The organism is Chitinivorax tropicus (assembly GCF_014202905.1).
Lineage (GTDB): Bacteria > Pseudomonadota > Gammaproteobacteria > Burkholderiales > SCOH01 > Chitinivorax > Chitinivorax tropicus.
In genome coordinates this window covers 92782-117846 of the sequence record NZ_JACHHY010000001.1, presented here as the reverse complement: position 1 = coordinate 117846, position 25065 = coordinate 92782, and the positions used below count along the sequence as shown (strand labels likewise).

Annotated in this window: 17 protein-coding genes; 12 read left to right on the top strand and 5 right to left on the bottom strand. The window is 60.0% G+C overall.

The genetic code is table 11. The annotated features are described in order from the left end of the window. Window positions 1-35: 35 nt before the first annotated feature. A complete protein-coding gene (locus HNQ59_RS00370; RefSeq protein WP_246490788.1) occupies window positions 36-1937 on the bottom strand; it encodes a potassium transporter Kup in 1902 nt (633 codons plus the stop codon). Window positions 1938-2382: 445 nt separating this feature from the next. On the opposite strand from HNQ59_RS00370, the gene HNQ59_RS00365 reads away from it, so the two are divergent. The 3 genes from HNQ59_RS00365 (at window position 2383) to HNQ59_RS00355 (ending at window position 7604) form a co-directional block, all read left to right on the top strand. After that, the gene (locus HNQ59_RS00365; protein WP_184033620.1) at window positions 2383-3150 is read left to right on the top strand and encodes a ParA family protein; all 768 of its coding nucleotides are present in this window, start codon (window positions 2383-2385) and stop codon (window positions 3148-3150) included. Between the two features lie 142 nt (window positions 3151-3292). Then, entirely contained in the window at window positions 3293-6697 is a 3405-nt protein-coding gene (locus HNQ59_RS00360; protein ID WP_184033617.1) for a PAS domain S-box protein, read from the top strand. Beyond that, on the top strand, window positions 6681-7604 hold the full coding sequence (locus HNQ59_RS00355) for a response regulator (RefSeq protein ID WP_246490787.1): 924 nt from the start codon (window positions 6681-6683) through the stop codon (window positions 7602-7604). The genes HNQ59_RS00360 and HNQ59_RS00355 overlap by 17 nt, the downstream gene beginning before the upstream one ends. 174 nt (window positions 7605-7778) lie before the next feature. Here HNQ59_RS00355 and HNQ59_RS00350 read toward each other — a convergent pair whose 3' ends face one another. Next, window positions 7779-8189 carry a hypothetical protein gene (locus tag HNQ59_RS00350; protein WP_184033611.1) on the bottom strand — a complete coding sequence of 137 codons (411 nt, stop codon included), beginning with the start codon at window positions 8187-8189 and terminating at the stop codon, window positions 7779-7781. A 275-nt stretch (window positions 8190-8464) separates the two neighbouring features. Here HNQ59_RS00350 and HNQ59_RS00345 point away from each other — a divergent pair, with 275 nt between their 5' ends. Then, on the top strand, window positions 8465-10204 hold the full coding sequence (locus HNQ59_RS00345) for a M14 family metallopeptidase (RefSeq protein ID WP_184033608.1): 1740 nt from the start codon (window positions 8465-8467) through the stop codon (window positions 10202-10204). 7 nt (window positions 10205-10211) lie between these two features. Here the strand turns inward: HNQ59_RS00345 and HNQ59_RS00340 are convergent, their stop codons facing one another. Then, entirely contained in the window at window positions 10212-12596 is a 2385-nt protein-coding gene (locus tag HNQ59_RS00340) for a DNA internalization-related competence protein ComEC/Rec2 (RefSeq protein ID WP_184033604.1), read from the bottom strand. Between the two features lie 194 nt (window positions 12597-12790). Here HNQ59_RS00340 and HNQ59_RS00335 point away from each other — a divergent pair, with 194 nt between their 5' ends. Next, window positions 12791-13681 carry a cation diffusion facilitator family transporter gene (locus tag HNQ59_RS00335; protein WP_246490786.1) on the top strand — a complete coding sequence of 297 codons (891 nt, stop codon included), beginning with the start codon at window positions 12791-12793 and terminating at the stop codon, window positions 13679-13681. Window positions 13682-13692: 11 nt separating this feature from the next. Here the strand turns inward: HNQ59_RS00335 and rph are convergent, their stop codons facing one another. Together rph and HNQ59_RS19955 are read right to left on the bottom strand one after the other, a co-directional pair. Beyond that, window positions 13693-14409 carry a ribonuclease PH gene (rph, locus tag HNQ59_RS00330; RefSeq protein ID WP_184033601.1) on the bottom strand — a complete coding sequence of 239 codons (717 nt, stop codon included), beginning with the start codon at window positions 14407-14409 and terminating at the stop codon, window positions 13693-13695. Between the two features lie 53 nt (window positions 14410-14462). Continuing rightward, complete coding sequence (locus tag HNQ59_RS19955) at window positions 14463-14699, bottom strand: cysteine-rich CWC family protein (protein ID WP_184033598.1); 237 nt, start codon at window positions 14697-14699, stop codon at window positions 14463-14465. A gap of 354 nt (window positions 14700-15053) precedes the next feature. Here HNQ59_RS19955 and HNQ59_RS00320 point away from each other — a divergent pair, with 354 nt between their 5' ends. The 7 genes from HNQ59_RS00320 (at window position 15054) to HNQ59_RS00290 (ending at window position 24950) form a co-directional block, all read left to right on the top strand. Further along, the gene (locus tag HNQ59_RS00320; protein ID WP_184033595.1) at window positions 15054-16685 is read left to right on the top strand and encodes a YncE family protein; all 1632 of its coding nucleotides are present in this window, start codon (window positions 15054-15056) and stop codon (window positions 16683-16685) included. Window positions 16686-16772: 87 nt separating this feature from the next. After that, the gene (locus HNQ59_RS00315) at window positions 16773-17243 is read left to right on the top strand and encodes a TlpA family protein disulfide reductase (protein WP_184033592.1); all 471 of its coding nucleotides are present in this window, start codon (window positions 16773-16775) and stop codon (window positions 17241-17243) included. Beyond that, on the top strand, window positions 17240-17464 hold the full coding sequence (locus HNQ59_RS00310) for a DUF4266 domain-containing protein (protein WP_343074186.1): 225 nt from the start codon (window positions 17240-17242) through the stop codon (window positions 17462-17464). Before HNQ59_RS00315 ends, HNQ59_RS00310 begins: the two co-directional genes overlap by 4 nt. A gap of 5 nt (window positions 17465-17469) precedes the next feature. Beyond that, window positions 17470-18624, top strand: coding sequence for a DUF3570 domain-containing protein (locus HNQ59_RS00305; protein ID WP_184033589.1), 1155 nt, complete (start codon window positions 17470-17472; stop codon window positions 18622-18624). A gap of 3 nt (window positions 18625-18627) precedes the next feature. Continuing rightward, window positions 18628-19494 carry an FAD:protein FMN transferase gene (locus HNQ59_RS00300; RefSeq protein ID WP_184033587.1) on the top strand — a complete coding sequence of 289 codons (867 nt, stop codon included), beginning with the start codon at window positions 18628-18630 and terminating at the stop codon, window positions 19492-19494. Window positions 19495-19537: 43 nt separating this feature from the next. Continuing rightward, complete coding sequence (locus HNQ59_RS00295; RefSeq protein ID WP_184033584.1) at window positions 19538-21805, top strand: Lcl domain-containing protein; 2268 nt, start codon at window positions 19538-19540, stop codon at window positions 21803-21805. A gap of 10 nt (window positions 21806-21815) precedes the next feature. Then, entirely contained in the window at window positions 21816-24950 is a 3135-nt protein-coding gene (locus tag HNQ59_RS00290) for a hypothetical protein (protein ID WP_184033581.1), read from the top strand. Window positions 24951-25065 lie beyond the last annotated feature (115 nt).

Here is a 25065-nt window from a genome sequence, read left to right as displayed (position 1 = left end):
AGATGCGAGGCGTTTTTGCATGCCAGATGGGGTAATCAGATTTCGACCTGAGTCCCTAGCTCAACGACACGATTGGTCGGGATCTTGAAGAAATCCGTGGCGCGCATGGCATTGCGCGACATGATGGTGAACAGTTTTTCCCGCCAGAGTGCCATGCCCGGCATTTCACTTGGGATCAACGTCTCGCGGGACAGGAAGAACGAGGTGTCCATCATGTCGAATGCCAGATTCTGCTGACTGCAAGAATCCAGGATCTCGTCGATATTCGGCTCTTCCTTGAATCCATAGGCAGCCTGGACGGTGAAGAAGCTCTGGCCGATCTGCTTGACCTGCACGCGATCGATGTCGGGTACGAATGGGATGTCCTCAGTCGAGACCGTCACCAATACGATGCGTTCATGCAACACCTTGTTGTGCTTGAGGTTGTGCAGAAGTGCGTGCGGTACGCCTTCCTGGCTGGAGGTCATGAACACCGCTGTACCTTGAACCCGTGTCGGTGGGTGTGCCTCAATCGCCTCGACGAAGCTGGCCAGGGGCAGGGCATCGGCAGACAGGCGCTCAGCAAGGATCTGCCGCCCCCGCTTCCAGGTGGTCAGCAGAATGAACAGCAGCATGCCCATGGTGAATGGGAACCAGCCACCTTGGAAGAATTTCAACGCATTGGAGGCAAAGAATGTGAGATCTACGATCAGCAGCCCGCTGAAGGCGAGGAACAAGGCGGGTTTGCTCCAGCCCCAGACACGGCGGGCGACAATGAAGGCCATACAGGTGGTGATGACCATCATGCCACATGCAGTCATGCCGTAGGCAGCGGCCAGATTGCTGGAGGATTTGAAGCCCAGCACCAAGCAGATGACGATGCCGAACAACAGCCAGTTGACTGCGGGGATATAGATCTGGCCAATTTCACGCTCTGAGGTGTGCAAGATCTCCAGGCGGGGTAGATAGCCCAGCTGCACCGCCTGGCGGGTCAGCGAGAAGGCGCCGGAGATGACCGCCTGGGAAGCGATTACCGTGGCTGCCGTTGCCAGCGCCACCAAAGGAATCTGTGCCCATTTGGGTGCCAGCAGATAGAACGGGTTTTGCACCGCCTCGGGCGTATGGATCAACAAAGCCCCCTGGCCAAAGTAATTGAGCAGCAATGCCGGCAGCACAAAGCAGAACCATGCACGGCGGATGGCTGACTTGCCGAAGTGGCCCATGTCTGCATATAAAGCCTCGGCACCAGTAAGGGCCAGCACCACGGCACCCAGCGTGACAAAGGAATGCCAGGGGTGTGAGGTAAAGAAATGGATGGCAAAGAAGGGGTTCAGCGCCGTAAGCACGTCTGGTGCCTGGATGATGCTGACCAAGCCCATGCCGCCTAGGCTGATGAACCAGATCACCATGATCGGGCCGAACGCCTTGCCGACACTGGCGGTGCCATGCCGCTGCACGGTGAACAGGATGACCAACACCACCAAGGTGATCGGGATGATGTAGCCATGCAGCGTCGGTGAGATGACGCCCAGACCCTCCACCGCTGACAGCACCGAGATCGCCGGGGTGATCATGCCATCTCCAAAAAACAGCGACGTACCAAAGATGCCAGCCAGCATCAGCAGCCAGCGCGCCCGACCTTGATCATCACGCAGGCAACGTTGTGCCAGCGCCATCAAGGCCATCGAGCCACCTTCCCCTTGGTTGTCCGCTCGCATGATGAAAACGACGTATTTCAAGGACACGATGATCAGCAGTGCCCAGAAGATCAAAGACAACACCCCCAGAATGTTGCCGGGGGTGGGTGATAACGCGTGGGGGCCGGTGAAGCACTCCTTCATTGTGTAAAGGGGGCTGGTGCCAATATCGCCGTACACCACGCCGATTGCACCTATGATCAGTCCAGCCTGGCTGCCTTTTTGCACACCCACCTGCATAAATACTCCTCCTTGTGTCATGCGCGCTGCATCCATATAAAGCATGGCAGAATCAGCGCCCAAAAGTGGCGTCGAATCTTAGCACTTTGCCTGGGGTGGAGATAGGGGGAGAAAGCGACAAAATGTTGCAATGCCGCATCCGAATCTGGATATGTCAAATACTTGGACGAGGTGTCGCTAAGCCATTGGCATGCAAGGTAGTCTGTTTTGTATGTGCGCAAAAATACCTGCGATTTGGGTAAAATTTGGAAATCCATATGTTTTTGCATTTTTTTGACATGCAGGCAACACTGGCACGATAGGGGTGCAGTGAATTATGCTAAAGGCGGGAACCCACTCTGGCGCTGGTCACCCGGCGGCTGGCTGCGGTGGTGATTTTCCCGATCTGGCATATGGAAAAGCGCATTTTCAGGCGGTTTGCCATATCAATTGATCTGAGATCATGGCATGGGCGAAAAGGAGACGCATGAAACGCGTGATTTTCAATCAGAAGGGGGGTGTGGGCAAATCCACCATCACAGTCAATCTGGCGGCCATCGCGGCGTCGGAAGGGCTGCGGACCTTGGTTCTGGACCTCGATCCTCAAGGCAATGCCACCCGCTATCTGCTGGGTGAGCAGGCCGATGGGCTGAAGCCGACCCTGGCTGAATTGTTCAGCCAGACCTTGAGCTTCAGCCTGTATACGAAAAAGATCGATGAATTCATCCACAGCACGCCATTTGAGCGGCTTCACATCCTGCCATCCAGCCCAGAGCTGGCTGAGTTGCAGTCCAAGCTCGAATCCCGCTATAAAATATTCAAATTGCGCGACTCCTTGAAAGAGGTCACGGCGCAATTTGACTGTGTGTTCATCGACACCCCGCCTGCCTTGAATTTCTACACCTTGTCAGCCCTGATTGCCGCCGATTCCTGCCTGATCCCGTTTGACTGTGACGATTTTTCAAGGCGGGCGTTGTACAGCCTGATGGACAATGTCCGAGAGATTCGAGAAGACCATAATCCAGCGCTCGACATCGGTGGGATTGTGGTGAACCAGTTCCAGGCGCGTGCTGCATTGCCCGGCAAACTGGTGCAGGAGCTGAAGGACGAGGGCTTGCCGGTGTTGGATGCCTTTTTGTCTTCATCGATCAAGATCCGCGAATCACATGAGCGCTCGGTGCCGATGATCCATCTGGATGCACGGCATAAGCTCTCGCAGGAATATGTGGCGCTTTATCGGGCGATCAGCCAGTGATGGCCTGTTGTCCTGGCGGGCACGATGGGCGATGGTCGCCTCAGTCGAGGTCGGCGGTGATGTCAGATGAGTGGGCGCGGGCCGATCTGGTGGGCGTGAGCTGGCTGCTGCCAATTTTGTGGGACAGGCTCGACATCGCATCATGACAAAACAAGTGGTAGGACCTGCCAAGTGGGTCAGGTTCACTTTTGCACGCCTTTTCCGCTCCTTGACCCTCCGCCCCTCACTCAAATGGGTGGTGCTGATGGTGGGTTTGGTGCTGACGGGCATTTCCACCTGGCAGACCAGCCTGGATGCTGATCGGGCTGCTGGCGAGCGGGCTCACCTCAAGGCCAATGTCCGCCTGGCTGCGCTATCCGCCGAATTGGCCCGGGTGGAGAGCTACAGCCGACAATTCAGCGCTTTTTTCACGGTGGATGCGTTCCCGCATTTCCGTCAATTCAACGCCTACGCCACCGCCCTGGGCAAGATGCCTCGTGGCACCATCATGGTCGGGCTGGTGGCCAGGGTGCGTAGCGATCACATCCCGCATTTCCAACAACGGTTTGCAGCCGCGACTGAGGACGTGCCCGAGCTGAGCGGTGTGCGTTTCCCCTGGTCGCAGGCAGGCGCCAGTCGGCCTTATTATTATCCACTGAAATATGCCTACCCGCTGGTGGGTATCCCAGTCGGGACGGATATTGTCGGCATGCCACAATTACGCCGCAGCTTTGCTGATGCGCTCAACAAGGGGGGGCCATTGGTCACACCACCCTTTCAGCTGGAGGTCGATGGCAGCACACGGACGTTGGTCGCGCTGATCACGCCGGTGCAGCGCGAAGCACAAGCCTCCGCCGAAGGCTTTGTGATGCTGCTGTTGGATGTGGATCGCTTGCTGTCAGCGATTGTGGACAGTGATGCCACCCATGACCGCATGACGGTCACGGTGGTCGATTACAGCGATCCCCGGCAGGGTCGGCGGCTGTATCCGCTCAATGATCCACGGGAGGTCGGCCAGGTGTTGACACCCCATGGTGCACGATTCCAGCACGATGTGGAGTTCGGTGGCCGTCGCTGGGCAGTGTATCTGGAAGGCGAGGTGCGGCCTGACAATGACATGATCTGGTCGCGCTTGATCATCGGTTTCGGCCTGACCGCCTTGGCGTTGTTGTTGGTGGTGGGCGCACAGTATCGTGGATTCGAAGCGGTGCAGGTGACGGGTGAGCGGCTTAAGCGTGCGGCGGAGTCCAATGAGGCGCTGAAGACGTTGTTGCAGCAGCGTGAGCAGACCGAGTCGGCCTTACGCAATAGCGAAGCGCGTATGCGCACCATCCTGGATGCATCCAGTGATGCCATCGTTTTGTTCGATCGGCTGGGAACGATCGAAATGTTCAACCCGGCCGCCGAGCAGATGTTCGGGCATCAACGGGGACAAGTCATTGGCGGCCATGTTTCCATCCTGATGCCGGAGACTATGCGCCAAGAGGGGGCGGCACAGCAGGTGCTCGATTCCATGGTCGAGGGGGTCGGGCAGACACGGGAATTGCTGGCATTGCGCTGTAATGGCGAGCTGTTCCCACTGGAGCTGACCATCAATGTGGCCGAGCTGGCCGGCACGCGCTATTTCGTCGCCACGGGCCGGGAGATCACCGAGCGCAAGAAAGCCGAACGCCTGCTGTTTGAAAGCGAATATAAACACCGGGCGATTCTGGACGCGGCCTACATCGGTATCTATGTGCTGCAGGATGAGATGTTGCAGTATGTCAACCCGACCTTCGCCCGCTATTTCCGCATGAAGCGTGAACATATGCAGTCTCTGGCGCCGCTGAGCCTGTTGGCGCCAGAGTCGCATGACAGTTTCCGTGAGCAGTGCGAGTTGGCCTATGCCTCATCCAACCACGTGCTGCCAGTGGAGGTGACCTGTCTGCGATCTGACGGTACCCGCTTTGTCGGCTTGCTGACGATGCAGCGCATCACCTATGCCAATCACCCTGGCTTGACTGGCTCCTTGCTGGATGTGACCGAGCGCAAGCAGGTCGAGGAGGCGGTGAGGCAGTCTGAGCAGAAGACCCGCGCCATCCTGGCGGCGTTGCCGGACACCACTATCCGCTTGGATCTGGACGGCGTGGTCTTGGATTGCCGAAGCCCGGACGAGCGATTGATGGGGTTGTTCTCCGCATCCTTGATCGGGCACGCACTCGACAAAGTGTTTTCAGACAGTGTCGCACAACGTATCCGCCTGTATATCGAACAAGCGGCCCGCGCCCGCCAGATCAAGCAGCTGGAGTTTGGCATGCAGGTCGGCTCAGCAGGGATGACTTTCGACGCTCGTATCGCACCCTATGGCCCAACCGAGTGTCTGCTGATTCTGCGCGATATCACCGAACGTAAGCGCACCGAAGCCGAGCTGATCCGCCACCGCGATCACTTGGCGGAAATGGTCACCGAGCGCACCTCTGAGCTGCAAGCCATGTTGGACACCACCCCCTTGGCCATGGCCAGGCTGGCCCAGCGGACATTCGTCGATGTCAACCGCGCGATGGAGGAGCTGTTCAAACGTCGCGGCGTCGATTTCATGGGGCAGCGCACCCGCATGATCTACCCTGATGATGCGAGCTATCTGGCATTCGGTCAGCGTATCTACCCCTCGCTCGGGCGTGGGGAGGTCTTCCATGATGAGGTCAAGTTCGTCGATGCCGATGGTGAGCATTTCTGGTGCGAGATGTACGGTAAGGCCATCGATCCGACCAATCCCTTGGGTTCATCGGTGTGGGTGTTCCAGGACATCACCGAACGAAAGATCACGGAGCAGGCGCTGACTGAAGCCAAGGAGATCGCGGAATCAGCCAACCGCGCTAAGTCGGAGTTCCTGGCCAATATGTCACATGAGCTGCGCACCCCGATGCACGCCATTCTGGGTTTCGCTGACATGGGGCTGTCGAAATCGGAGGTGGCGGCCCGCGAAAAGTTGGCGCATTATTTCGACCGCATCCGGCAAAGCGGCAAGCGCTTGTTATCCATCTTGAACGATCTGCTGGACTTGTCCAAGCTGGAGGCGGGCAAGATGGAGTACCGCTTCGAGCGGCGGGATGTCATACCTGTCATCGAAGAGGCCGTGGATGAGCTGCATCAATTGGCTGCGGACAAGCAGATACAGATCCATGTTCAGCCCTCGGGCGAGACCTGGGGCGACTTCGACACGCTCCGCGTCAGCCAGGTGGTGCGTAATCTGTTGTCCAATGCCATCAAATTCAGCCCGACCAACCTTCAGATCGAGGTGACATGTGGTCGCGAGCCTTGGTTCAACAAGATGGCGCTGCGAGTGACGGTGCGCGACTGGGGGCCGGGTGTGCCAGAGCAGGAGATCGACCGGATCTTCGACAAATTCATTCAAAGCAGCCAGACCAAGACCGGCGCGGGCGGCACCGGGCTGGGGCTGGCCATCTGCCGTGAAATCGCCCATGCTCATGGTGGCGAGATCACCGCACGCAATCATCACGATGGAGGCGTCAGCTTCTCATTCGTACTGCCAGACTCATATCGAGGAAATGATGGAAAATTACCGTAACGGCCACTTGTTGATCGTGGACGATGAACCGTTCAATCTGGAGATCCTGACCGAATACCTGGAAGATGCCGGTTACCAGGTTTCCGCTGCGGAAGATGGCGTCGAGGCCTGGGAGGCACTGCACAAAGAGGGCCAGGCTTTTGACGCTGTGCTGCTGGATCGGATGATGCCACGTATGAATGGCATGGAGCTGTTGCAGAAGATCAAGACTGAGAGCCGGTTCGAAACCCTGCCCGTGGTCATGCAGACCGCCATGGGCGCTCCTGACTCAGTGCGGGAAGGGCTGTTGGCCGGCGCTTATTATTACCTGACCAAGCCATTCGAGCGCGAAACGCTACTGGCCATTGTCTCTGCTGCGATCCGTGATCGACGCGAGCAGCGGGCGCTGATCCATGAGCTGTCCCGCCAACGCAATACCTTGACGCTGATGACCCGTGGCAGCTTTGCTTTCCGCACCATCGATGAGGCGCACAACCTGACTGCGATGTTGTCATCGATGTGCCCCAATCCGGAAAAGACTGCGCTGGGCTTGTCCGAGCTGTTGGTCAATGCTGTCGAGCACGGCAATCTCGGCATCACCTACCATGAGAAATCCGCCCTGGTGCATGGCAATCGCTGGCGGCAGGAGGTTGAAGCGCGCCTGCTCAAGCCAGACTACGCAAACAAGCAGGTGACGGTCGAGATTGTGCGGCTGCCCGAGGTGCTGGAGATCACCATCACCGATGAAGGACATGGCTTTGACTGGCATCCCTTTCTCGACTTCGCGCCGGAACGGGCATTCGACCCGCATGGACGGGGGATTTCGATGGCGCGGATGTTGAGCTTTGACGAGGTGGAGTATCTCGGGGTGGGGAATCAGGTCAAGGCCACCATCAAATTGGTAGCCAAGTCCGATAATCCGCAGTAGGATGGTGGCGGCAATACGCAATTCCCATCAAAAACAATGATTTGAAGGTGCCTGCATCTGTGCAGGCGGTTTTTCGTATCAAGTCGTACCGACGGGCTTTTGCCCCAGGCGTATGCTGTCTGACCTGGCTGATGTCAGGTCAGTACGAAGTTCTGTATTGGTTTGGGCAGCCGATCATTCCCAGGCATTCTGCCAACCGGTGGCGACCACCCGCCCTTGTCCCATGGCCAGTACCAGTCGATCATGCTTGCCTCGCCAGTTGTACAGCCAGAGCTCGCCTGCAGGCTGGCCCTGCCAGTTGCTATGCTGAATCTGTGCTGAGTACATTGGCATGTCAGGTCGGATCAATTCATCCGGCTCACCCATGAGCTGCCGTACCTGTGCCGTACCCAGCCGTTGTTGCCAGACATGACGGGCCAGCTTTTGCATGGCTTGATGTTTCTTGCCTTGCCACTGATCCAATGCAGGCTGCCACGGGCCCCCGTCAAAATGTCCATGTCGTTGCCGCATGGCGCGGAAGTCGGCGGCGGTGTCCGTGATATCTGCGGCCAGGCAAGAGGCGGTGGTCATAAACCAGAACAGCATGCCCAACCACTTGAATACACGGTTTTCTGACTGAAATGGAAAGGAGCACATTTACCACCATCCTTGTTGGTTGATCCGGACATATCGAACCGCTTCATGATGCGGCTTGCGATGCATTTGGTGTGGCATTGCCCGGTTGCGTCGATGTGGAATCGATATGGCCTGTTGTGAAAGAAGTTGTCCCACGCAGTATGCGTGACCGTCGGGGTGCCTCACAAGGGCAGTCGCCGGTGACGAAGTGCATCGGAATTTTCTTGAACAATAAGGAGAGATACATGAAGAAGGCCATCACGCTGTGCGGTATCGCTGCACTCACGAGCGCTGTCCTGGGTTCGACTGCCGCCATGGCAGCGGAAAACAAGGCAGAGACCTTGCAGTTGCTTGAGCAGGAAAAAGCCAACAACAATATCTACAAAGCTTATTTCCCAAGCCTGGAAATCGCCCGCAAAGCTGCCATTTCCTTCCATGAGCAGATGCTGGAATCGCATTACGACAAGGGTTACCTGATTCTGGAGTTGGATTCATCCGATATGGACAAATTGGCCAGATTCGGCTTCCGGCTGGAACACGCGACCGATTTCATCGCCAAGCGCAATCAGATGATCGATCAACTGTATCAGATCCAGACCGATCGACTGGCGCATGACCCGATGGCCGCCCCGGTCGGGATGACGGCGATCCCAGGGTTCAGCTGCTACGAGACTGTTGAAGAGACGTTTGCAGCCGCGCAGGCCTATGCCACCAACCAACCCAATCTGGCCAGTTGGATCAAGGTTGGTGATTCGTGGGAAAAGACGCAGGGCCTGGGTGGGCATGATATCCGCGTGTTGAAATTGACCAACAAGGCCATCACGGGCGCCAAACCCAAGTTGTTCGTCAATGCAGCGATCCATGCACGGGAGTACACCACTGCGCCGTTGACCCTGGCCTTCGCCAAGTGGTTGATGGATGGTTATGGTGTCAATGCTGATGCCACCTGGATTCTGGATCACCACGAAGTCCACCTGATGTTGCACACCAACCCGGATGGTCGTAAAAAGGCGGAGTCCGGCCTGTCGTGGCGTAAGAACACCAATCAGGCTTATTGTGGCGCAGCCAGCAATAATCGCGGAGCGGATCTGAACCGCAACTTCTCCTTCAGCTGGAACATCACTGGGGGCTCTGGCTCCAGCGGCAACCCCTGCGACATCACCTATCGTGGGCCTGCCGCTGCTTCAGAGCCGGAGATCAAAGCCATCGAGCGATATGTGCGCAGCCTGTGGCCCGATCGCCGTGGCCCGAGCCCCAGCGACCCGGCACCGGCAGATACCAGCGGTATCCATCTGGATATCCATAGCTACAGCCAATTGGTGTTGTGGCCGTGGGGGTACACCAATACCCCGGCGCCCAATGGTAATGCGCTCCAGACACTGGGGCGTAAGTTCGCCTTTTTCAATGGTTACACGCCACAGCAGTCGATCGGCCTGTATCCGACCGATGGCACCAGTGATGGCGTCAGCTATGGTGAGCTGGGGGTGGCGGCCTATACCTTTGAGCTGGGGACGGCTTTCTTCCAAAGTTGCAGCGCATATAACAGCACCATCAAACCTCAAAACCTGAATGCGCTGATCTATGCCGCCAAAGTGGTACGCACGCCTTACATCACCCCTGGCGGGCCGGATGTCACCAGTGTGGGCCTGGCTGGCACGGCTGGCACCACTGGTGTCACCGCTGGTACGCCGGTGCAGCTGACTGCGGTGGTCACCGACACCCGCTTCAACAACAGCAATGGCGTTGAAGCCACGCAGAACATCAGCTCGGCTGAGTACTATATCGACGTGCCGCCCTGGAAGGTTGGGGTGGCTAAATCGATGACGGCCACCGATGGCGTGTTCGATGAAAAGACGGAGGATGTCAGAGCCACCATCAACACCACGGGCCTGTCAGTGGGCAAGCATCTGGTGTATGTCCGTTCGCGTGATACCACGGGCACCTGGGGGCCAGTCAGCGCAAGGTTCCTGGTGATCAAGCCATGACAGCGGATCAGGGATGGTCTGTCTCATCCCAATAGCGTGGCCGGGCCTGCCGGTATCGCTGCAACTGGATACCGGTAGGCTCAAGCAGGATGCTGACCTCGCCATCCTGATCTGTTCGGGCGACTGCGCTGCCTTGCGCCTTCAGGCGGGCCAGCACCTTGGCCGTCGGGTGCCCGAAGCGGTTCATATAGCCTGCGCTGACCACCGCGATCTGGGCCTGGGTCGCGGCCAGGAAGGGCTCGCTGGACGAGGTGTTGCTGCCATGATGACCAACGGACAGCACCTGCACGGTCGGTAGTGTGTTCGATTCAAGCAGGGTGAGCTCACCCCAGCGTTCCAAGTCCCCCGTCAACAATACCCGCCCGCCGGCACAGCTGATCAGCAGGACACAGCTGCGGTCGTTGTCCTTGACGGTGGGTGATGCCAAGGTTGCGGCATCGGGCGCCAGCACTGCAAACCGGACGCCATCCCACTGCCATGTCAGATGTTGCCGACACCCGACATAACGCTTGGCCTGTGTTGTGATCGGGTGGTGAGGTGGCAGGCTGCCCATCACCCAATCAGGTGGCAGCGCCTGGATGATCGAGGCCGCGCCACCCGTGTGATCCAGGTCATCATGGCTGACGATCAGCCCATGCAGCCTGCTTACCCCGGCAGCCCGCAGCCGGGGGAGGATGACCCGATTACCGGCATCGAGCTGAGTGGCGTCCTCGACGATGCGCTGGGTTGCGCGTGGGCCAAATGGCTTGATCTGGAAGCTGGGGCCGGTGTCATAGAGCAGGTCGTGCCGGGCCGTCTGCACCCAGACCGCCAGCCCCTGCCCGACATCGATGAACGTGATGCGAAGCTGCTCAGGCTGTGGACGATCGTCCACACTGGCAATCAGTGGCAGCAGGAGCAAGCAGCCCAGGCCGCGTGCGGGCCAACCTGTCGGCAGCAGGCACCAGGCGATGCCGGGCATGGCCAGCCAGATGGCCCAGCCGTGCGGAGCGGGCTGTTGCCACAGCGACCCTGGCAGGCCCGCCAGCCAGCCCAGCGCTTGCATGCATGGGGTGAGGATGGCATGCGCCAGCGTCAGCAGCGGTGTGATGATGCTACCCAGCAAAGCCAAGGGGGTGACCACCGCGCCAACCACTGGGATGGCAAAGGCATTGGCCAGCGGCGAGAGCAATGGCAGCTGCGAGAAATACGCCAGCAACGCCGGGGCCAACCCCAAGGTCACCGCCCATTGGGTGCGGCCCCATTCCACCAGCCAATGCGGGCGTTGCAGGCGGTTGGCGGCTGCCCACATGATGCAGCCGATCGCGCCGAAAGACAGCCAGAAACCCGGCGCCATCACCGCCCAGGGGTCGATCAGCAAGCAGATCAACGCAGCCATCAGCCACATGCTGCTGATATGGATGGCCCGACCACGCCATAGCGCGATGGCTGCGACCAAGAGCATCCACAGTGTGCGTTGTGTCGGGACGGAAAAGCCACCCAGCAACGCATACCAGCAGGCCGCAATCAAACCGGCCAGCACAGCCGCTTTGCGGGCAGGCCAAGCCATGGCGAGGGGCAGTGACCGCCAGAGTCGATAGACCACGCCACCCACCAGCCCTGCAACCAGCGTGATATGCAGGCCAGAGATCGAGACCAGATGGGTGACGCCGGTCTGGTTGAACTTATCCCACTGCGATTGCGGAATGGCGCGTTGATCCCCCATCACCAGCGCTATCAGCACCCCGGCATAGGGGCGTTCGCCCAATGTGGCGGCCATCCGATCCCGTAGTGCCTGCCGCCATAGGTGGATCTGGATCAGTGGGCTCCAGCCCTGGCCCGCCAGCTGACGGTAATGGCGCACGCTGCCGACGGCGCGCAACGACTGCTCCAGCATCCATGCTTCGAAATCAAAACCGTGCGGATTGGCGTTGCCATGTGGGCGCCGCAATTTCACGCCGAACTGCCAGCGCTGCCCAGGTGCGAAGACTGGCAGGGTTGTCGGGTCACCATACAAAGAGAGCTGGATCAACGAAGGCACCTGCGCATCACGCGTCAGCACCTGATCCACCCGAGCCTTGATGCGGACGCCGCCAGCTGTCGGATCAGGCAGGTCAACCAGGGTGGCCTCGATTTCGATTGCCTTGCCTTCCCACTCCTTAGGCAATCGATCAGCCATGCGTTGATGGGCGAGGCACAGCGCCCAGGCCGCTCCCAGGCTGAATCCAAGTAGCACCCAGGCTAGGCGGGGAAAGCGTGCGTGCAACGACCAGCAGATCAGGCAGATCGGAAGCAAAGCCAGCAGCGCACCCAGGCTGGGGAGTGTGGCACAGGACTGCAGGGCGAGTATGCCCGCCACCAGGCCCAGGCCAGACAACCAGAATCGTTGCACAGGGGTAAAGATGGGGAGCATAGGCGGCTTGTACCGGAGAGGCCAGGGCCAGCTGGCACAGGCCGTGCGATCATGTCGATCACACGGGTAGTGGCGCGGTGGCACGGTGCTGATATGCTGAATCGTAGGTGCTGCGACCGTGATTGCAAGCCATACAGAACCCGCCCGGTGCAGAGATGTCTTATCATCCTGCCTTTGACCACGGAAACTGCCTGATGACTCTGACCGCCCCCCAGCGCATGGCTTTGCTGTCGATCTTTGCAGCCTTGCTGACCTTGGCATTGAAATTCGCCGCGTATTTCGCGACAGGCTCCGTCAGTCTGTATTCCGATGCGATGGAGTCATTCGTCAACTTGGCGGCGGCCATCGTGGCATTGATCGTACTGACGGTGGTGGCGACTCCGGCGGATGAAGGGCACCCATACGGACATGACAAAGCTGAGTATTTCTCCAGCGGGGTAGAGGGCGGACTGATCTTGCTGGCGGCGCTCACCATCATCTATGAGGCGGTCAAGCGGCTATGGCACCCCGAGCCGGTGAATGACCTGGGGGTCGGGTTGCTGCTTTCGCTGGTGGCCTCGGGTGTCAATGGGGGGGTGGCATGGTTGTTGATGCGTGCAGCCAAGCGGCATGACAGCATCACATTAGAGGCCGATGCCCATCATCTGTTGACCGACGTCTGGACATCAGCCGGGGTGGTGGCCGGGCTGGCGGTGCTGTTGTTTGCGCCGCCCAGTTGGGTGATTCTCGACCCTATCATTGCCATCCTGGTGGCCTTGAATATCGTGATGACCGGTGTGGATCTGCTTCGACGTTCACTTGATGGCTTGATGGATGCCACCTTGCCGCCCGACGACTTGGCGGCAATCCAGCAAGTCTTCCTCTCAAACAAACCGCCCCAGGCCACCATTGCCGACCTGAAAACGCGTAAGGCCGGTGCGCAGCGCTTTATCGAGTTCAAACTCCGCGTGCCGGGCGACATCACCGTAGACGCCGCCCATACCTGGTGCGATGCGTTGGAACAAGCGCTGGAGCGGCAATTGAGCCGATCGACAGTCACGATCCATGTCGAGCCGGCTGGCAATCAGCTTGATGGACAGGGGTGACCCGCCAGCGTTCAACCAAGCAAGGTGGCTTTCTGCAATGCAATCAGCTCGCGGATGCCTTGTTCGGCCAAGCCCAGCAGCGCGTCCATCTCTTCGCGACTGAAAGGTTCACCCTCGGCGGTGCCTTGCACTTCGACAAAACGACCATCGCCAGTCATCACCACATTCATATCGGTTTCACAATCGGAGTCTTCGACATAGTCGAGATCCAACACCGGCACACCTTGGTAGACCCCGACCGACACCGCCGCCACATGGTCGCGGATGGGTGACTGGGTCAATTTACCGCTGGCGATCAACTTGGCAACGGCATCCTGCACCGCGACAAATGCCCCAGTGATACTGGCGGTGCGTGTGCCGCCATCAGCTTGGATCACGTCGCAGTCGATATGCAGGGTGCGCTGCCCCAGCTTGTCCAGATCCACCACGGCGCGTAACGCGCGGCCAATCAGGCGCTGGATCTCCTGCGTCCGTCCGGATTGCTTGCCACTGGCGGCTTCGCGCTTCATGCGGCTGTGAGTGGAGCGGGGCAGCATGCCGTATTCCGCAGTCAGCCAGCCCTGATTCTTGTCGCGCAGAAAGGGAGGGACATTTTCTTCCACGCTGACAGTGCAGATGACTTTGGTTTCGCCAAACTCGACCAGCACTGAGCCTTCTGCATGCTTGGTGTAGTGGCGGGTCAGGCGAACGGGGCGTAATTGGTGGGTTTCACGTTGGCTGGGTCGCATCGGAGATCTTTCAGAAAGGAAAGCGCCATTATCAGGAAAAAGGGCAGCGCTTGTCACGGCGAGGCCGTCAGGGTGCGGGTTTTCAGGCAGTCTTCACACAGACAGGCCTCAACCGGAAATTGTACTTTCAGCCCAGCGCACAGGGCGGGATGCAGCGAAACTGTCATGCACCAACAGGATGCAGGCGACTTACCCAAAGCCATGGCGCATTGGTTGGCTTTACCACAGGCAGGGCAGCAGGTGGCGCATGGTTTGCCTTGCGGCGGCTGGTTTTCCTCGGCGGCTGGCATGTCTGGGGCCTGTGTGCAGTGTATTGGATAAAGAGGTGGACGCAGGATGACCACGCTCAGCGGATCGCATGATGGGTGACGTGGGACATGGTTGGGATGATACACCTGTCAGTTACCGACAGTTTTATTGGCCTGACTAACTCACAGGATAAGAATGATTGTCATTCACATGAAAATCAGATTAATCAAATATTTGCAAACAACGATAGGCATATGTACGTTGATCTGGCGCAAATTAATTAACAATAATTATTCTCATTCTTAAAAATTGACAGTAGAATTCGCCTCCATTCCGTGGATGCGCCTAGCAGCATGCCTCGGTGATCCTTAGTTGATACCAGATGGAGTGCGATGGTGACCAATCTTTCTCTGTGCAGGCTTTCCACTCTGACCTTGGCCGTGGCGATGGCCATGACCGGCTGCGGCGGTGGGGGCGGCAGTGGGGGCGGTGGGGAGCAGAAATCACCTACGGCGAATGTGAGCGTGGCGCCACAGCCTGTTCAGCGCAGCTGCATCGATACGAATGACAATTTCCATTGCGACGCCACTGAGCCTGCATCTGGACAAGGGCCAAGTTTGCAGATGCAGATCAGCCCCGAAACCGGTGAAGTGCTCAGCGTGCTGGCTGCACCAGCAGGGTTGGCACCCTCGGCCTACCACACTTTGCTGCGCGCCATGCAGTTGATATCACCGGACCTGCCGTTAGCCACATTGCAACAACAGCTGGCCGCTCGCTTGGGGCCTGCTTCCACAACGCTGGAAGCCGCATTGCAGGTGGTATTGAAGCCGCAGGCCGGATGGGGGTTGCAGGAGCAGGTGCTGGCAGTGACTGCCACCAGTCTGGCCAATGGTCGTCCCAGTGAGGTGCGGATGCCAGCGATGGCGCGTGATGCAGTCGAGGTGGCCGGGTTCGCCAAGGCAGGCAGCGACGAGCAGGTGACAAGCATGGCCTGGCAGGGCTCGCAGCTACTGGTCGGCACCAGCAAGCCCAATCGGTTGCTACTGTTGTCAGCTGATCGCCAGCACACGGTATTGGATGTACTGCCCAGCCCGCGTCGCGAGGTGGCGATGATGCATGCCATGGGTGGTGCCAGTGGGGTCATCACCCGCCCACAGCCACCCAAGCCGCCCGTTCCGTTGCCGCCCGCGCAGCCTGGCTCTTCGACACCCACCACTCCAACGCATGAGCCCATTGCGCCGTCTGAGGGGTTGAGTCAATTGGTGGCTGGTGCGGACGCCCATGTGGTGTTTGCCGTGATGACGGCCACCAAGCCAACCGTTCAATCCACACCTTGCCGGGCCTTGAGCGCAGGTGAGGTGCCCAGCTTTGGTGTGTTCCGCTGGGGGGTGAGCAAGCAGGGCAGCCAGATTGCGCTGGACCGTTCCCCAGTCTGCGTCAATGACGGCATCTCGCAAGTGGTCTACAGAGCAGGCGCGGGACAGCTGCTGGCGCTGGATGGGCCTGGCAAGCGCATCCTGCAGCTGGATGCAGGGCAGCTGGCCCTGCAACAGAGCTGGCCGCTGCCCGCCAAGCCTGTGCATATGGCGCTGGCCAATCAGGCGCGTGAGTTGTGGGTGGCGCAGGACGATCAGTCCTTGTTGCGCATTGGCCTGGATGGCCAGGCATTGAGTGGCTGGCGGCTGGCTACCGCGCCCAGCGGCATGGCAGCACAGGGTGACTGGGCGGTGGTGGTCGAGGGGCAGCAGATTTCCGTGTATCACACCCTGGGCGCTGAGCCCCGCCTGATCCGCCAGCTTAGGCTGCCCGGTGCGGCACAGCAGTGGTCGATCAGTCATGACTGGCTGGCCGTCTCGCTGCCCGATCAGCGTGTACAGGTCTATCACTTGGGATCAGGCCAATTACGGGCTGACGCATGGCTGCCCGACCCCATCAATCAGCTTGCGCTGCATGGCGACCGATTGCACATCGTCGCAGGGGGTAATCGGTGGTATCGATTGGATTGGCGAGCCCATCCCCCAGCCTAGCCGGCTGATTTCCCTTTTCCTTTTCAAGTCTGCTTTGACGGCGCCGCAAGCACCGTCAGGGCAGGGTATTCCCTTCAGGAGTCGTGCATGTCTGTTTCTCGTTGGTGCGTCTTGCCGCTGTTGTGTCTGTCGCCATGGGCGATGGCGTATCAGGTTGGCGATACGGTAGATGCTCGTTGGTTGTCTCGGTTGCAGGTCAGTAATCAGCAGACGGTCGTTGTCGATTTTTTCGCGGCGTGGTGTGAGAGCTGCCGGCATGAGATGCCGCTGCTGTCCCGCCTGTATCAACGCCTCGGGCCACAGCGCATGGCGCTGGTCGGCGTGGATGTGGACGATGACCCCCAGCTGGCCAAGCGTTTCCAGGCGGACATGAAGGCCAAGGGTGCGTTGAGCTTTCCGGTGGTGGATGACCCGCAACAGGACATCATCAGTGCCTTCAAACCGATCGGCATGCCTGCCCTGTACATCATCAAAGCGGGCAAAGTGGTCAAAGTGCTGACGGGAGCGATGCCCAATGTGGACAAGGTTGTCGAACAAGCATTGGAGGCCAAGCCGTGAGCGCCGGACGTGTCTGGTTGGTAGTGGGTATGGCGGTGGTTTGTCTGAATACCGGTTGCGCGCAGGTCAAGCCCTGGGAAAAGGGCCAGCTGGCACGAGACGATATGCAGGCAGGCGGGCCGTATGTGATGGCGGGCGTGATGCATGAGCATGTATTCAGCTCGAAGGAAGCCAGCCGTGGTGGCAATGGCGTAGGGGGAGGCGGTTGCGGCTGCAACTGAGATCGATGCGCAAACCTTTATTGATTCTTTCTGCGGCAGCCATGCTGGCCGATGCAGCACTGGCAGCGGATACCTTTGATCTGCAACATTCACGTTATCGGGAAGGCGATGACCGGGTTGCGGTCGATTTCACCCATGCCAAACTCAGCCACGACATCGGCACCGATCACACGTTGACCGTCAATGCCAGCTACGACGCCATCTCTGGTGCGACACCCGCCTGGCAGGCTGCATCACCCCTATATGCCGCACCTGATGACGCCAAGCGGGCAGCGAAGGGTGAAAAGCTGTATGGTCTGGCGCAAGATGGCCGCTACCAAGTGCGCAAAGTTCCCCTGACCGACACCCGTCGGGCTGCCTCTGGCAGCTGGGCCTATCGGACAGGCCGACGTGATGAGTGGACGCTGGGGGCGGCGTACTCCAAAGAGAAGGACTTTCTCAGCAAGGAAGTCTCACTGGAGGCGCGCGTCAACCAGGACGCGGAGCGCAACTGGGTATGGCTGATGGGCGTGGCGCGGCAGTGGAATGAAACAGATGCTCTGCGCGATGACTTCAGCCAGACCCGCGAGCACTTTGATGTCAGCAGTGTGACAGCGGGCGCGCAATGGGTACTGACGCGGGACAGCCTGTTGGAAGCCCGCGCCTTTGCGGCACGGGACAACGGTTTTCTGTCCAACCATTACCAGACGGTATTGCGTCGGCAAGGCGATACGCTTTATCTGGCAGCAGACAGTCGCCCTGGCAATCGTGACAGCGGCGGGGTCAAGCTGCGGTGGATGAAGGCGTGGCACCCGACGGTAGCCAGCCAGCTGTCGTATCGCTATTACCGTGACAGCTGGGAAATCCGTTCGCACACTGCCGAAGCCCAGCTGACCTGGCAAGTGACCCCGGCATGGCGTGTCTCGCCCAGCTGGCGGGGCTATCACCAGACCGCAGCCTTTTTCCACCGCCCCTGGCAGGCCGCCGAACCCGCCTTTTCGCTCAGCGGCTATGCCAGCAACGATGAGCGGCTGAGCCGGTTCAATGCCAATACGGTGTCGTTGAATACCGACTGGCGCGTGCACCCCGATTGGCAGTTGACCGCCGGTTTGACACGTTATCGACAATCCACCGGCCTGACTGCCAACTGGCTGTCGGCGGGCCTGCAATACCGGTTCTGACCCATGCAGGTGACGACGCACGCCTTCGTGGCCATGACCACCCCCTGCCAATTGACCCTGCATGGTGCGCCAGCAGGGTTGGCGCGCACCATCGAGGCTGAGGTGCGACGGCTGGAGCAGCGCTATAACTTCCATGATCCGGCGTCCTGGCTCAATCGGGTCATCAACACCCGCCAGACAAGCGAAGTCGAACTGGACATGGAGACCGCGCGGGTGCTGCATCGTGTCCGCACATTGTCGACATGGTGCCAGGGAGCATTTGACATCACCGTCGGCACGTTGGCTGCGCTCAGGCTGGTACGCGATCCCGAGCACTACCGGCAAGGGCATGCGGCCTTGCAAGCGGCCATGGGGCTCGATGCCTGGCAGTTGTCAGATCGACAATTGAAGCTACCTCATGCTGCAACCCGTCTGGATCTCGGTGGTGTGATCAAAGAGCATGCGGTGGATGTGGCAGTCACCCTTGCGAAACAGGCGGGGGTGGCGGCAGGCATCGTCAATTTTGGCGGGGATCTACGTGTGTTCGGCCAGCCACCGGACAGCGACTGTTTCACCATCGGCATCGAAAACCCACGGCAACCAAGCGAAGTGCTGTTTGGCCTGACCTTGTACGACCAGGCCTTGGCCAGCTCTGGTCACCACGCCCGGCGCAACGTGCTGGGTGGCGCATCACGCTCCCACATTCAACCCACCCAGGGCGACACCCTGCCAGGCTGGCTGCAGGCCAGCGTGATTGCCGCAGACACTTTGACTGCGGGCCTGTTGGCAACGGCCTTGCTGGTCAAGCCGTTGCAGACCTTGCCACCAGATTGCGCGGCAGTGTTGGTTGCAGAAGACCTGACGCTACATCCACTGGGGTCCACAGCTTGAGACACCGCATAAGAACACAAACATTTAACAGGGAGAACCGTCCATGCACTTTCCCAAAGTGACACCAGCCGTGGTCCTGACCACGGTCGTTTTATCCGCGTGTGGCGGCGGAGGCGGCGGCAGCAACGAGACGACCGCCAAAGGCTCAGCGGCAGAACAGCCCAGCCCGCCCGTCACCCCGCCAGCCGTGACGCCCCAGCCGGCGCCACCCACCACCCAAACCATGTTGCCAGCCGTGGCCGCTGTGCAGGCCGCCGACGCGTCCGATGCAATGGTCGTCAACCTCTATCAAGATGCGCAAGGCAGCTGGAAGAACTGGCGGCTGACCGGCCCGCAAGCTCTGGTTGCGCAGGCCAAGCTGGTGGGTAATCAGCTGACCTTCCCGGCGTGGCCGGAAGCCGGCCAGCTGGACATCCAGTATCAGGTGGAAGTCAGCCAGCACCCACAGTATGGCACCACCACGTTGACCGGCACCGCCAGCCTGCACCGCATTGCGGTCGGCGCACGCTTTACCAAGTTGGATGCACGCAGCCGACCCCTGGCCGATCAGGCCGCCAAGTACGAAGCCGAGCCCTGGCCCTGCGTGTTCGATCGCGAACAGCAGGCGGTCTGGATGATCGGCAATACCGATGCCAAGAGCCCGTTCTACCGGCAGGCCACCTATCGCTGGGGCAACGGGCTGTACCACACGGTGACTGCTCCTGGGCAATGCGCGTTGGCAGACAATGAGTGCGATACCGACACCCTGGTGGAAACCGCCAACCGGCTTCGCCTGTGTGGATATGACGATTGGCGCCTGCCCAGCCACCGAGAGCTCAAGTCGCTGGTGAACCAGAACTGGCGTGGCGAAGAGCAGCCCGCCATCGATACGCGTTACTTTCCGGATACCTTGTACAAACAAGATGGCCTGTTCGATGCCGCGCAATACGTCAACTACTGGACGGGCACCACTGCACCGCCCATGGATGACAAAGCCAACCCGTTCAATGACGGCAATGTTGGCGGCAGCTTCCCCCGCTACAACGCATTCACGGTGATCTTTGGCATGGGCCAGAAAAACGGACGCTATGTGGAAACCCGTCACAAGGGGGATGCGCATCATGTCCGGCTGGTACGCGGTGGTCGGGGCGAGCCGGTTGATCCACCCGTGTATCGCCCGGAGCGCGGCGAGCGGCCCGCTGTCATGGAATCCTTCGTCAAACTCGACGGCCAAGGCCAAGCCCTGGCTGGCGATGCCACCGACTGGGCCTGCGTCGAAGACAAACGCTACGCTGATCGCCCACGCACGCTCTGGCAGATCCAGCCTGTTGCCGAGCGGCAGGAACGCTTCACCCAGGCCGAGCTGAGCGATGTCGTGGCGCGGGCCAATCGTGAACAGCGCTGTGGTCGGCGTGACTGGCGCGTACCTAGCCAGATCGAGCTGAGCATGTTGATGGTGGAGCAGACCACGCCCTTGACCTACCGTGCTGCCTATATCGGTTATTTCCCCGACCTGCAGCTGGGCTCGTCGGGTGCCAATGTCTTCTGGAGTGATGTCGAAAAAGTCGGTGACATTGCCGACCTGTATCGCATGTATTTCGCGGCGGATTTCGGTGGCGCCCTGGGTCAATCGGGCAAGAGCGATGCCCGTCTGATCTCGGAAAACGCCAGCCAGCGGCATCGGGTGCGCCTGATCGCCACCGACCGTCATTGGCCGACTGCTGTGCCAGCCCCAACCGGCACGCCCGAAGTGGAGGAGGTGGCGCGTAAGGATCGCTTGGCGTTCCGCCGCTTGGCCAGTGATGGCACGACAGTGATCGGTGCCCAGCAGAAGTGGCCGGTGCAACCCTGGAGCTGTGTCGAAGACATCCGCTACCCAGGCCGTGGCAAGGTGTTCTGGGCAATGAAACGCAACGATCTCGGCGCCAATCTGCACCACTCGATGGAGACCTTCGCCTGGGGCAATCAGCGCAATGATCGGGCCAACTGTTCGCTGAAGACTTGCAACACCGACGCCTATGTGGCTGAAGTCAACCAGCAGGGGTTGTGCGGACGCCGTGACTGGCGCTTGCCGACCGTCGCGGAGCTACAGACCTTGACGGTCAAGGAAACGCTGCATGGCTTGACCATGGTGCCGGCCTATCTGGCGACCTTTCCGGATTTTGTGATTGCAGATCACAACGCTGACCGTTTCTGGACAGCGTCCCCCGTCCCGAACGACCCAGGTCGGGTGTATACGATCGCCTTCAACAAGGCAGGCGCGGTGCCCTTTCCCAGCGCCAAGACTGACCTGGCGACGATCCGCCTGATTGCTGGCGATGGCTGGCGCTGAGGAGCAGAACATGACAATGCAACATATTGGACTAATGGCCGGCACTATCGTCATGATGGGGCTGGCCGGATGTGGCAGTGAAAACAAAGGCCAACCCGAGCCTGCCACGCCCATGCCCGCATCCCAGCAGCCCCAGCCGGCGCCCCCGCCCGCAGCGCGCGAGCTGAGCGGCACCGTCATCAATGGCTATGTGCAGGGCGCACGGGTATGCCTGGATCTGAATCGTAACGGCCAATGTGATGACAAAGAGCCGCAAAGCCAGACCGATCAGAAAGGGCAGTACCGCTTTTCGATCAGCTCGACCTTGTCAGAGCAGGAGCTGACCCAAGCCTGGCTGCTGGCGGAAGTCAGCACTGGCGCGGTGGCTGCTGATCGGGCAGATCGCCCGATCAGTCAGTCTGAACAGTATCGGTTGCTGGCGCCTGTGCAATTTCAAGGTGCGGTGATCAGCCCGTTCACGACCATGCTGCAGGCCAGCCTGAATCGACCAGCCACACCGCCCGCCACCCCAGAGCAGGAAACACGGGCCTTGCGGCAATTGTTGGGCTTGGGCCAGGATGCCCCATTGCTTGGGGACTATTTCGCCATCCGTCAGCAACAAGCCGTCGCCAACAAGCTCCACCAGCAGGGGCTGGTTCTGGCACGCAGTTTGGCGCAACTGGGCGGCAATCTGGCTGCAACCGATCAACTGTTGACCCGGTTGGCGGGCTTAGGCCGGTTGCCGATCACCGATACGCCTGCCACTGAAGAGCAGTTACAGGCATGGGCGAAACAGCTGGTGAGCCCGCCAACGCCCGCCACGCCGGAATCGCCACCGGTGGCCAAGCCGACAGTGGAGCAGAGCCCGTTCGACCGGAAATGGCGCAAGCTTGCTGCGGATGGCTCCGCGTTGTCGGCCAGCAGCAGCTTGGCCAGCGGCTGGCGCTGTGTCGAAGATCAACGTGCGCTGATCGGTGACCAGCGCCACCAGGGGCAAGGTGATGTCTGGCTGCTTGCAACGGCGCCGGACGCCCAGGCCGATGACATCAAGGAAGCCGCCATCGACAAGCTGGTGGCCGATGCCAACAAGGCCAAACTGTGTGGCCGTACCCGGTGGCAAGTACCCAGTCTGGCCCAATTGCAGGAGCTCAATACCGCTCCCTTCAAACTGGATGGCCGATACTGGGCCACCTTGGACAAGGCCCTGTTCCCGGATCACCAAAGCTTGTCCCAGCCCACGCAGATGACAAACGGCGCGTATTGGAGCAGCGATTTTCAATACGATGAGCAAGGGGGCTTCCAGCGCAAGGTGTATCTGTATGCCTCGCAGGAAGCGGGCCATATCGATCAGGTGGCGACCTACGACAGCAGGCAACAGCAGCTCCGCCTCCGCTTGATCAGCCCCACCCAGGCCAGCCTTGGCACATTGGATCAGCTGCTGACGACCCGCATCGCAGCGTTGACAGCGGCGCAGACGGCGCTCGATGCCCAGCTGGCCGCGCATGCCGCCCTGCCAGCCACCACGGCGGGCTGGCAGGCCAAGTTGCCGACAGCAGATCTGCTGAAGCGTTTTGAAGAGGCACTGCCGACAGCCAACAAACAATTGCAGGCGGCATCGGCATCGCAGGACAGTGCGTTGCAGAGCCTGCGCCAGCTGGTGTTGGATGCCAGCCGTGGCAACGCGCTCCGTTGGGGGTTCACCCAGCCTGATGATGCCACGACCGCATGGGCTACATGGCAGGCCACACAGCAAGCCAATCAGCTGAAGCTGGCAGATATCCAGGCCACCCGCCCCAAGCTGGTACAGGATATCGCTGCAGCCCGCACCGCGATTGCCGTTGAGCAATGGTTGCAGGCCATGGATGATCAGCAGCTGGAAATCCAGGCCAGGCAAACTGCCTTCCAGCGCGAGGTGAAGGAGCTACAGGCCCAGCCTGGCTCACAGCCCCACCTGCAGACGGCCACGCTGTCATCGTTGGCATTGCAGCGACTGCAACAGGCTGGAACCGATGCGCTGGCGGCGGGGCAGTCCTTGCTGGTGGCAATTCAGGCCGACACCGCCCGCAAGGCGCTGGCTGAGCGCCTGGCACTGCGTCTGGCAGCAGGGCGGACTGCCTTGAATCAAAGCATGCTTGTCTACATACCGCTCAGGCGGCAGTTGGAGGCCATCAGCGCAAGCGCCTCCCCTTGGGCCAAGCTGGCACGCGATGGCTCGCCGCTCCCTCTCCAGGCTGGCATGGCTGAAGGTTGGACATGTGTGCAGGATCGTGTCCGCCAGCAAGTATGGTTGCTGGCCGATGTCGAGCTCAAGAGCGCGTCGCAGGCCACCATTCGGGGTCAATCCTCCTTGATGTACAGCCAGAGCGGCTCGGTGGCGGGTGCGGCCAAGCCGGAAACCACCTACCATTTGATGGAGCTGGCGCAGCAAGGGCAGCTATGTGGACGATCCGGCTGGCGATTGCCCAAGCTGGCCGAGTTGGCCGCCCTGGGTAAGATCGAAGGAAATGTGCTTTGGCAGGGCATGCTGCCCGCCAGCCATTACTGGACGCAGGAGCAGCACAACGGTTATCAGGTCGCCAGCCGTTACCCCTTCCGCCGCCCAGATCAGGCAGGCGCACAAGAAGGAAGCGACTTCATCCTGAACCGCCCCTTGGCACGTGCCAGTGCATGGCTGGTTGCTGACGATAATCCGCCCACCATGCCGGGCGCATTGGAATGGTCGGATCGACTGGGCCAGCCGACGCAGCGCCTGAGTGACGCCCGCTGCGGGCGGGATCAGCGCCCGGATGGCAAACTGTGGCTGCTGCCGGAGAAGCCCGTTGACAAGCTGCCCGGTGGCGATGCCAGACCGTGGAATCGCAGCCAGTTCGACAACACCGTCGAAACCGTCGCTGCCTACCTGGCGCGCTATAATCAGCAATCCATTTGCGGTGTGCAAGGGGGCTGGCGGCTGGTGACCTTGTCCGAGCTGAAATCAGTCAGTGAGCTGTCCGTGGCCGATCAAAAGGCGCTCGGATTCGTGCGGGACCCAAAGAATCGTATCTACTACCACTGGGCCTGCCCCGACGCAGCCTGCACACAGGGGGTGCTCCATGACCCGCTGACCCAGGCATCGGATCGTTTCGACGGATTCAAGCGAGCAGATGTCCATCTGATCCACGACTGAATCAGGCCAGTGCGTTGATCGTAGTGAAAAAAGGGGGGCGCCCCCCTTTTTCACGGCTTGATGGCGTCATGCCCGAATACCCCGCTGGACGAGGCCACAATGGCTCGTGCACGGT

Coding starts and splice junctions, on each gene's coding strand:
- HNQ59_RS00370 (WP_246490788.1), bottom strand. CDS start 1,937: ATGACACAAGGAGGAGTATTTATGCAGGTGGGTGTGCAAAAAGGCAGC.
- HNQ59_RS00365 (WP_184033620.1), top strand. CDS start 2,383: ATGAAACGCGTGATTTTCAATCAGAAGGGGGGTGTGGGCAAATCCACC.
- HNQ59_RS00360 (WP_184033617.1), top strand. CDS start 3,293: ATGACAAAACAAGTGGTAGGACCTGCCAAGTGGGTCAGGTTCACTTTT.
- HNQ59_RS00355 (WP_246490787.1), top strand. CDS start 6,681: ATGGAAAATTACCGTAACGGCCACTTGTTGATCGTGGACGATGAACCG.
- HNQ59_RS00350 (WP_184033611.1), bottom strand. CDS start 8,189: ATGCTGTTCTGGTTTATGACCACCGCCTCTTGCCTGGCCGCAGATATC.
- HNQ59_RS00345 (WP_184033608.1), top strand. CDS start 8,465: ATGAAGAAGGCCATCACGCTGTGCGGTATCGCTGCACTCACGAGCGCT.
- HNQ59_RS00340 (WP_184033604.1), bottom strand. CDS start 12,596: ATGCTCCCCATCTTTACCCCTGTGCAACGATTCTGGTTGTCTGGCCTG.
- HNQ59_RS00335 (WP_246490786.1), top strand. CDS start 12,791: ATGACTCTGACCGCCCCCCAGCGCATGGCTTTGCTGTCGATCTTTGCA.
- rph (WP_184033601.1), bottom strand. CDS start 14,409: ATGCGACCCAGCCAACGTGAAACCCACCAATTACGCCCCGTTCGCCTG.
- HNQ59_RS19955 (WP_184033598.1), bottom strand. CDS start 14,699: ATGCCAGCCGCCGAGGAAAACCAGCCGCCGCAAGGCAAACCATGCGCC.
- HNQ59_RS00315 (WP_184033592.1), top strand. CDS start 16,773: ATGTCTGTTTCTCGTTGGTGCGTCTTGCCGCTGTTGTGTCTGTCGCCA.
- HNQ59_RS00305 (WP_184033589.1), top strand. CDS start 17,470: ATGCGCAAACCTTTATTGATTCTTTCTGCGGCAGCCATGCTGGCCGAT.
- HNQ59_RS00300 (WP_184033587.1), top strand. CDS start 18,628: ATGCAGGTGACGACGCACGCCTTCGTGGCCATGACCACCCCCTGCCAA.
- HNQ59_RS00295 (WP_184033584.1), top strand. CDS start 19,538: ATGCACTTTCCCAAAGTGACACCAGCCGTGGTCCTGACCACGGTCGTT.
- HNQ59_RS00290 (WP_184033581.1), top strand. CDS start 21,816: ATGACAATGCAACATATTGGACTAATGGCCGGCACTATCGTCATGATG.